Below are 6,441 nucleotides of genomic sequence, written 5' to 3' on the forward strand. Positions count from 1 at the left end.
ATCCACTGGCACCGCTCCGGCTTTCGCTGCTATTGGCGCTGGAAGTCACGATCTTTGGGAGGGCGACCGCCGATCGAAACCGAGCTGCGCGCGTTGATCCGGCGGATCAGCGTCGAAAATCCGCTGTGGGGCGCGCCGCGCATCCACGGCGAACTGCTCAAGCTTGGGTTTGAAGTCGCGCAGTCGAGCGTCGCCAAGTAATGGTCAAACGGCGGGGGCCGCCCAGCCAGGGATGGCGGACCTTCATGCGTAAGCACGCGCCGGACATTGCCGCCATGGACCTGTTCGTTGTTCCTACGATCGGTTTCGACCTGCTCTATGCCTTCGTCGTCGTTCGGCTCGACCGAAAAGACCTCGTCTGGATCAACGTCACAACACATCCGACGGCAGAATGGGTTGCACGTCAAATAACAGCAGCCTTTCCCTTGGGATGAGGCTCCGGACTATCTCATCCGCGATCGCGACCGGATTTATGGCAGCGTTGTCATGCGCCGATTGCGCCATGGGCATCCGGGACAAGCCTACTTCACCGGCTTCACCTTGGCAGAACGGCTTTGCCGAACGGCTGTTCGGATCGATCCGGCGTGAGTGTTTGGATCACGTCATCGTTTTGGGTGAGGTGCATCTCCGCGGGATTTTAAAATCTTACGCTCATTACTGCAACGGCGTCAGCACTCATCGATCCCTGAACAAGGATGCGCCTGTCTCTCGCTCGGTCCAGCGAACCGGCGTCATCAGTTCACGCGCCGTCCTGGGCGGACTTCATCACCACTATGGTCGGATTTAGGGTTTTCGGTACACACAGGAGCGAGATGGTCGGATGGGCCGCCAGCATTCGCGCTGATTAGATTTGGCCAATCCGGTAAATCCGGTCACGGCGCCGCCGTGAACGACAGGGTCGCGGTGCCAATGGACGCTGTTCAGCCCTTCGGGTGCATGCGGATCATGAAGCTTTCGTAGGAGTACTCGGCGACCTGCCACCAGAGATTCTCGTCGGTTCGGAAGTCCATCTGCGAATCGTAGATCTTCTTGAAATCGGGGTTGGACGCGGAGGTTTCGGCATTGACCTCGTTGGAAGCCTTTAGGCAGGCTTCCATCACCGCCAGGCTGAATGGACGGAGGAGCGTCCCGTTTGCCACGAGGCGCTTGAGCGCCTGCGGATTGCGCGCGTCATATCGCGCTTGGACGTCCATATTGGTGTAGCCGCAAGCCGCCGTAAGCAGCGACCGGTAAGCCTTCGGCAAGGCATTCCACTTGTCCAGATTGATGAAGAAGTGCAGCGCTGTGCCGCCTTCCCACCAGCCAGGATAATAGTAGTACTTGGCGACCTTATAGAAGCCGAGCTTCTCGTCGTCGTAGGGGCCAACCCATTCGGTCGCGTCGATGGTGCCTTTTTCCAATGCAGGATAGATGTCGCCGCCCGCGATCTGCTGCGGGACGGTGCCGAGCTTGGAAAGCGTTTTGCCAGCCCATCCGCCGATCCGCATTTTGAGGCCGTTGAGGTCTTCTACACTGTTGATCTCCTTGCGAAACCAGCCGCCCATCTGAGTGCCGGTGTTGCCGCCAGCAATGCCGTACAAATTGTACTTTTTGCCGAATTCGTTGAGCATGTCTTGGCCGCCGTGATCCTGAAACCAAGCATTCTGCTGGCGCGAATTCAGCCCGAACGGAATGGAGCAATAGAGTGCGAAGGTCGGATCCTTGCCAACGAAGTAATAGGCGGCTGTGTGACACATCTCGACCGTGGCGTTGGTGACCGCATCGACCGCCTGCAGTGCAGGAACGATCTCGCCGCCGGCGAAAGGCTGAATCTGAAACTTGTTATCAGTGCCTTCCGCGACATATTTCGAGATCGTCTCCGACGCACTGAAGGGAACGTCGAGTGACTTCGGCCAACTCGTGGCGCAGCGCCACTTCAGTTGGGGCATCGACTGTGCGATGGCCGGCGCGCCGATGCCGCTTGAAGCAGCTAGACTTACGCCTGCCGTTTTCAGAAATTCACGACGTTTCATGGCGTTTCCCCTTGGGACTTTCACGCATTTGGGGTCGCCAGCTCGCGGCGATTTCGGGCGGCACCCCGGGGATCAGTTTTTCATGTTAGCCGGTATTCCTTAGATGAACCCGCCAAAGATCCTGATGATATCAGGCATTAGGGATACTCGGTAGCCGGCGAGCTCCTCGATCAGCTGCCACGCTGCGTTGCGGCAATCCATGGCTATCCCAGCAGAACGCGGCCCCTGATCCACAATTTGTGCTTGTTGTGCGTGAACTGATGGCGCGACGCAGACCTACGAACGAGAGATCATTTCCGCAACGGGTCATTCTCGGCTGAGCCAGCCGGGCCTGTCTGCCACCTGATGTCGGCTTGACCTGAAAGCGACCGAAGCGCTGCGTTGCAGCGAAATGACGCGATGGGCCACGAGCAGACACCCACGAGGCCACTTGCCGCGATGAGCACCCGGAAACCCGGCCGAACTGGCTCGAACGGACTTCGCTATCCCGACTGCGGCATCTTTTTAGCTGTCTTTTCGATCGTCAGCTCAGCAAATTGGATCGCGGAAGCCCGCCCCGTCGTACGAAATAGGCTATTTCTTCTTTTCAAATTCATAAATCTTCGCTGTCCCACTTTTTTACGCGGACGCGCTGCAGCAACCGCAAAATAGCGTGGAGAGGACTAGAGATGAAACATACATTTTGAGGAGGATTTCCCATGGCTTGGTTCTTCCTGCTCGTTGCTGGCCTGTTCGAAACCGCTTGGGCGATCGGCCTCAAATACACGGAAGGATTCTCGCGCCTGTTACCCACAATCGGCACAGTTGCGGCTATGGCGGCCAGTATTGGATTGCTCGGCCTGGCGCTCAAGTCGCTGCCGGTCGGGACGGCCTATGCAGTGTGGACAGGCATTGGCGCCGTCGGCGCTACCGCGCTTGGTATCTATCTTTTCAATGAGCCCGCGACGTTGCTCAGGCTTGCCTGTATCGGCCTCATTCTCTCGGGCATCATCGGTCTGAAAATCACCTCTTAGCCCATGTGGCGTCATGTGGATCTCACGAAAGGTTGGCGCTCAAAAATAGCTCTCCAACGAACCGCGCCGCCGGATGTCGAGCGTGGCGCAGTGGAAGGCACCGCCAAATGCGGCGTAATGCAAGAATTCGCATGGGATCGGCTCAAATCCCCATTTTTCTATCGCACGCATTGTTCCTGTATGATGCGGGTCAACGATGACGCGCTTCTCGTCCACTGTCAGCACGTTCATGTTGAGCCATTTCCCGCATAGTGAAGTGATCTTGAGCATACGATCGGCGATCGGGTCGGGCTCCGGGGCCACAAGGATGTCCCATTTTTTCAAGATGGTCGGCAGACGGTCGACGTCTATGTATTCAGGATTGACCAGAATCTTGCCGGGCCCAAGCGGCAAGATGGTGGTGTCGATGTGCATCGGATTGGGACAGCGGCTCTCGATCTCGTGAATGCGATAATGGTCCCCAAGGTGGCGACGGAGCCATTCAATACCGGACGCATTGGTGACGTTGCTGCGGGTCACGAACAGGTCGCGCCCGCAGCGAAAGAAATCGGCGGCGTCGAAGACCGGTTCGAATTCAGTCAGGATATATGAGATCGGCTCGCCTTTTTCGGGGACGCAAAACTCCGGATCGAACAGCTCGTCCGTGAGTTGCGGCCTGGGTGCGGCGGTCCAGCGCGCGCCGCGTCGGAAATAGTCCTTCAGGATCGGACGATAGGAGTGGGTCTCGAAGTAGCGACATGGCCAAACCATCGGCGTTTCGATGATCTCGTCGCCGATCACGAGCATGCTGTCGCGCGGGCAGGAATTGCAGAACCCGTGCGAAGACCACTCCGGCGTGCTGAAGCGTTTATTGTGATCAACCGGTTCCGGCCGCCTTACCACGATGCCCAGCGACTGTAACAGCGCAACAAAGCCATCAAGCTCGCGCTGCGCCGGTTCGATCAAGATCTTGGGAAAGCGGCAGCCTGCGACCAGCGACTGGGCCCATGCAGCCATGCCCGGAATGTTGCAGGTCACAACCGGATGACCGGACGGGATGGTCGCACCCTCGAGCCTTCCTACGATCACTTCCTCCAGCGGGTCCCACTCGTTGTGTGAGTTCACTGGAGAAACCCGCCCTGCCGGGGCGGCGTCCGGGCCGACAGTGCGTGTGACCATGTCCATGGCGTGAGCCTCTGCACGCTATAACGGTCGCGCACATTGGGGGTTCCAACGGAAGGCGAGATGCGCTCGGCGGGCAAAGAGTCGGCGTGATCTACCACCGGAACGGTTCGTATGAATCAAAAAACAAGCCGCTTGCCGATTCAACTGAGGCGATTGGGCCCGGCACTAGCGTCAAGGTGTCCATGTCCGCCTCGGGTTTTGTGTCACGAGCGTTGCCCGCACACGGCGATGCGCAACTGTACGAGAGATGAAGGAGGGCCCTTCGGGTTCGGCAATCAGGTGCCGACCTCAAGCCACCGCAAGCTGCTGTCGTCAAAAGCGATGGTGGTGAAGGTTGCGGAAACGTTGGGACATGATCCCGGCAGGCATGGCTGAGAGAGGCGAGCGCAAGCGAACCGCTGCAGAAGTGTCGAAAGCGGATTAGGCGATGTCAAAACTGGGGGGTGACCCTTCCTCCGGGATCAGCGCGGGGGATGCCTGAGACGGCCTGCGCGACGGCTGCCCGTGGCAGAATTGGCCGGAGCCGCCTCTTCGCTCTTCTGCAGTTCAGCCAGTCGAGTGTGGGCATCTTGGAGCCCCGAAGAGATCGCGCGTGGCGTCGTAAGAACGGCTTCAATCTTCTCCTCGTTCTCGTCGAGCGCCTTGCCGATCAATCAGATTGCCACCGCCATTTCCGAGCAGCGGGATACCGCCGATTTCGACGATGCCACTCGCGGTTTCGCTGGCACGATCGAGGATGCGAAGGTTGCAACCCGCAGGGCCGAACGGTCTGGAGTCTTGAGCCCTGGTCTGCGGCGTTCCAGCGCGCCGCCGACATCTTTCCTGATCCAGTGAAGTGAAATCGTGACGCCCGACGTCGCGAGGAGCCCGCCATAGCCCTGCTCGATATTCCGTCGACGTAGAGTGCGGTATCAGTCGAACGACGCCGGTCCCGCGTCACGATAGGCCCAGCAGGCTTCGCGCGGCAGACAGATCGGCGTCTCGACGCCGACGGTATGGCGTGCTGCCGTGCCGAGCTCGAGCGCCTCGAGCTTGTTGCCGAACAAATCGATTTCGTAGACCGTCTGCGTACCCTGGTAGCGGCGGTCGACCACGCGGGCCGCGAACGAATTGCCGTTCTCCTGTCTGCCGATGCAGACATTCTCCGGCCGCAGCGCGATCCGCACCTTATCGCCGGGGCTGAGCCGGTGCAGCAGCGATGCTTCGGCACGGCGGCCCTCGCCGAAATCGATCAAGCCGAACTTGCCGTTGGCCTCGATCAAGGTACCGGCGATCTCGTTGGTGGCGCCGGTGAAATTGGCGATGAATAGATCCGCCGGACGGTTGTAGATCTCGTCGGGGCTGCCGATCTGCAACAACTTGCCGTCCCGCATCACACCGATGCGGTCGCCGAGCACGACCGCCTCCGCCTGGTCGTGAGTGACATAGAGCGCGGTCATGCCGGTCTTCTTGAGGATGACGCGAAGATCGTCGCGCAGCCGCAGCCGCAACTTGGCATCGAGATTCGACAGCGGCTCGTCGAGCAGCAGGAGCTGCGGGTGATAGACGATGCTGCGCGCCAGCGCCACGCGCTGCATCTGGCCGCCGGACAGCGCCACCACCGGCCGGTCGGCATATTCCCACAGGCCGACCAGCTTCAGCACCTCCTCGACCTTGCGGTTGGCTTCGCTGCGCGTCACCTTGCGGTGCCGGAGCGGATAGATCACGTTCTGCCGCACCGTCATATGCGGCCATACCGCATAGGATTGGAACACCATGCCGAGGTTGCGCGAACGCGGCGGCACCAGAATGCCGCGCTCCGGCGACGAGACGACCTTGCCGCCGATCGAGATCTCGCCGCCGGTCGGATGCTCCAATCCGGCGACGCAGCGCAACGTCGTGGTCTTGCCGCAGCCGGAGGGGCCGAGCAGCACCACGATCTCGCCGGCCGGCACGGCGAAGCTGACGCCGTCGATCGCCGGCCGGCCAATCGCAAACTGTTTGCGCAGGTTAGTGACTTCGAGCGTCGCCGTCATGTCTACACCAATTCAACCAACGATCACTGACGGTAGCCATAGATCTTGTCCCAATCGGCAACCCAGTCGGCATGCAGCTTCACATACTGGTCGAAGTTCGGATACCAGGGCTTTACGATCTTGGGATCGTAGCCTTCGGGATAGGCTGGACTCTCCTTCAGCGAGGTCAGGTTGCCCTGCTCCTTGATCATGAAGCTCTGACCCTCCTTCGACAGGCACCAGTTCAGATAAAGCTTT

General features: G+C 59.7%; 7 protein-coding genes and 1 pseudogene. 4 read left to right on the forward strand and 4 right to left on the reverse strand.

The window, feature by feature from the left end; translation table 11 throughout:
- The 3 genes from J6497_RS40000 to J6497_RS42380 form a co-directional block, all read left to right on the forward strand.
- Positions 1-201, forward strand: a 201-nt coding sequence (locus J6497_RS40000) for a hypothetical protein (protein ID WP_225709382.1), incomplete at its 5' end; no start/stop codon positions are given.
- Positions 202-245: 44 nt separating this feature from the next.
- Complete coding sequence (locus J6497_RS40005; RefSeq protein ID WP_225709643.1) at positions 246-434, forward strand: hypothetical protein; 189 nt, start codon at positions 246-248, stop codon at positions 432-434.
- A 68-nt stretch (positions 435-502) separates the two neighbouring features.
- Positions 503-787, forward strand: coding sequence for an integrase core domain-containing protein (locus tag J6497_RS42380; RefSeq protein ID WP_225709644.1), 285 nt, complete (start codon positions 503-505; stop codon positions 785-787).
- A 133-nt stretch (positions 788-920) separates the two neighbouring features.
- Here J6497_RS42380 and J6497_RS40015 read toward each other — a convergent pair whose 3' ends face one another.
- Complete coding sequence (locus J6497_RS40015; RefSeq protein WP_225709645.1) at positions 921-2,012, reverse strand: TRAP transporter substrate-binding protein; 1,092 nt, start codon at positions 2,010-2,012, stop codon at positions 921-923.
- Positions 2,013-2,710: 698 nt separating this feature from the next.
- Between J6497_RS40015 and sugE the strand changes: the two genes are divergently transcribed.
- Positions 2,711-3,025: a quaternary ammonium compound efflux SMR transporter SugE gene (gene sugE / locus J6497_RS40020; protein ID WP_225709646.1), complete on the forward strand. Its 315-nt coding sequence runs from the start codon at positions 2,711-2,713 to the stop codon at positions 3,023-3,025.
- 39 nt (positions 3,026-3,064) lie between these two features.
- Here sugE and J6497_RS40025 read toward each other — a convergent pair whose 3' ends face one another.
- From J6497_RS40025 to J6497_RS40035, 3 genes and pseudogenes are all read right to left on the reverse strand, one after another.
- Positions 3,065-4,189: an amidinotransferase gene (locus tag J6497_RS40025; protein ID WP_225709647.1), complete on the reverse strand. Its 1,125-nt coding sequence runs from the start codon at positions 4,187-4,189 to the stop codon at positions 3,065-3,067.
- Positions 4,190-5,100: 911 nt separating this feature from the next.
- Complete coding sequence (locus J6497_RS40030) at positions 5,101-6,204, reverse strand: ABC transporter ATP-binding protein (RefSeq protein WP_225709648.1); 1,104 nt, start codon at positions 6,202-6,204, stop codon at positions 5,101-5,103.
- Positions 6,205-6,227: 23 nt separating this feature from the next.
- Positions 6,228-6,441, reverse strand: a pseudogene (locus J6497_RS40035) (ABC transporter substrate-binding protein); the annotation flags it as partial.

The organism is Bradyrhizobium cenepequi (assembly GCF_020329485.1).
GTDB lineage: Bacteria > Pseudomonadota > Alphaproteobacteria > Rhizobiales > Xanthobacteraceae > Bradyrhizobium > Bradyrhizobium cenepequi.

What these genes read in the sequence shown, in the direction of transcription:
- J6497_RS40015 (WP_225709645.1), bottom strand. Translation starts at nt 2,012, where the DNA reads ATGAAACGTCGTGAATTTCTGAAAACGGCAGGCGTAAGTCTAGCTGCT.
- J6497_RS40030 (WP_225709648.1), bottom strand. Translation starts at nt 6,204, where the DNA reads ATGACGGCGACGCTCGAAGTCACTAACCTGCGCAAACAGTTTGCGATT.
- sugE (WP_225709646.1), top strand. Translation starts at nt 2,711, where the DNA reads ATGGCTTGGTTCTTCCTGCTCGTTGCTGGCCTGTTCGAAACCGCTTGG.
- J6497_RS40005 (WP_225709643.1), top strand. Translation starts at nt 246, where the DNA reads ATGCGTAAGCACGCGCCGGACATTGCCGCCATGGACCTGTTCGTTGTT.
- J6497_RS40025 (WP_225709647.1), bottom strand. Translation starts at nt 4,189, where the DNA reads ATGGACATGGTCACACGCACTGTCGGCCCGGACGCCGCCCCGGCAGGG.
- J6497_RS42380 (WP_225709644.1), top strand. Translation starts at nt 503, where the DNA reads ATGGGCATCCGGGACAAGCCTACTTCACCGGCTTCACCTTGGCAGAAC.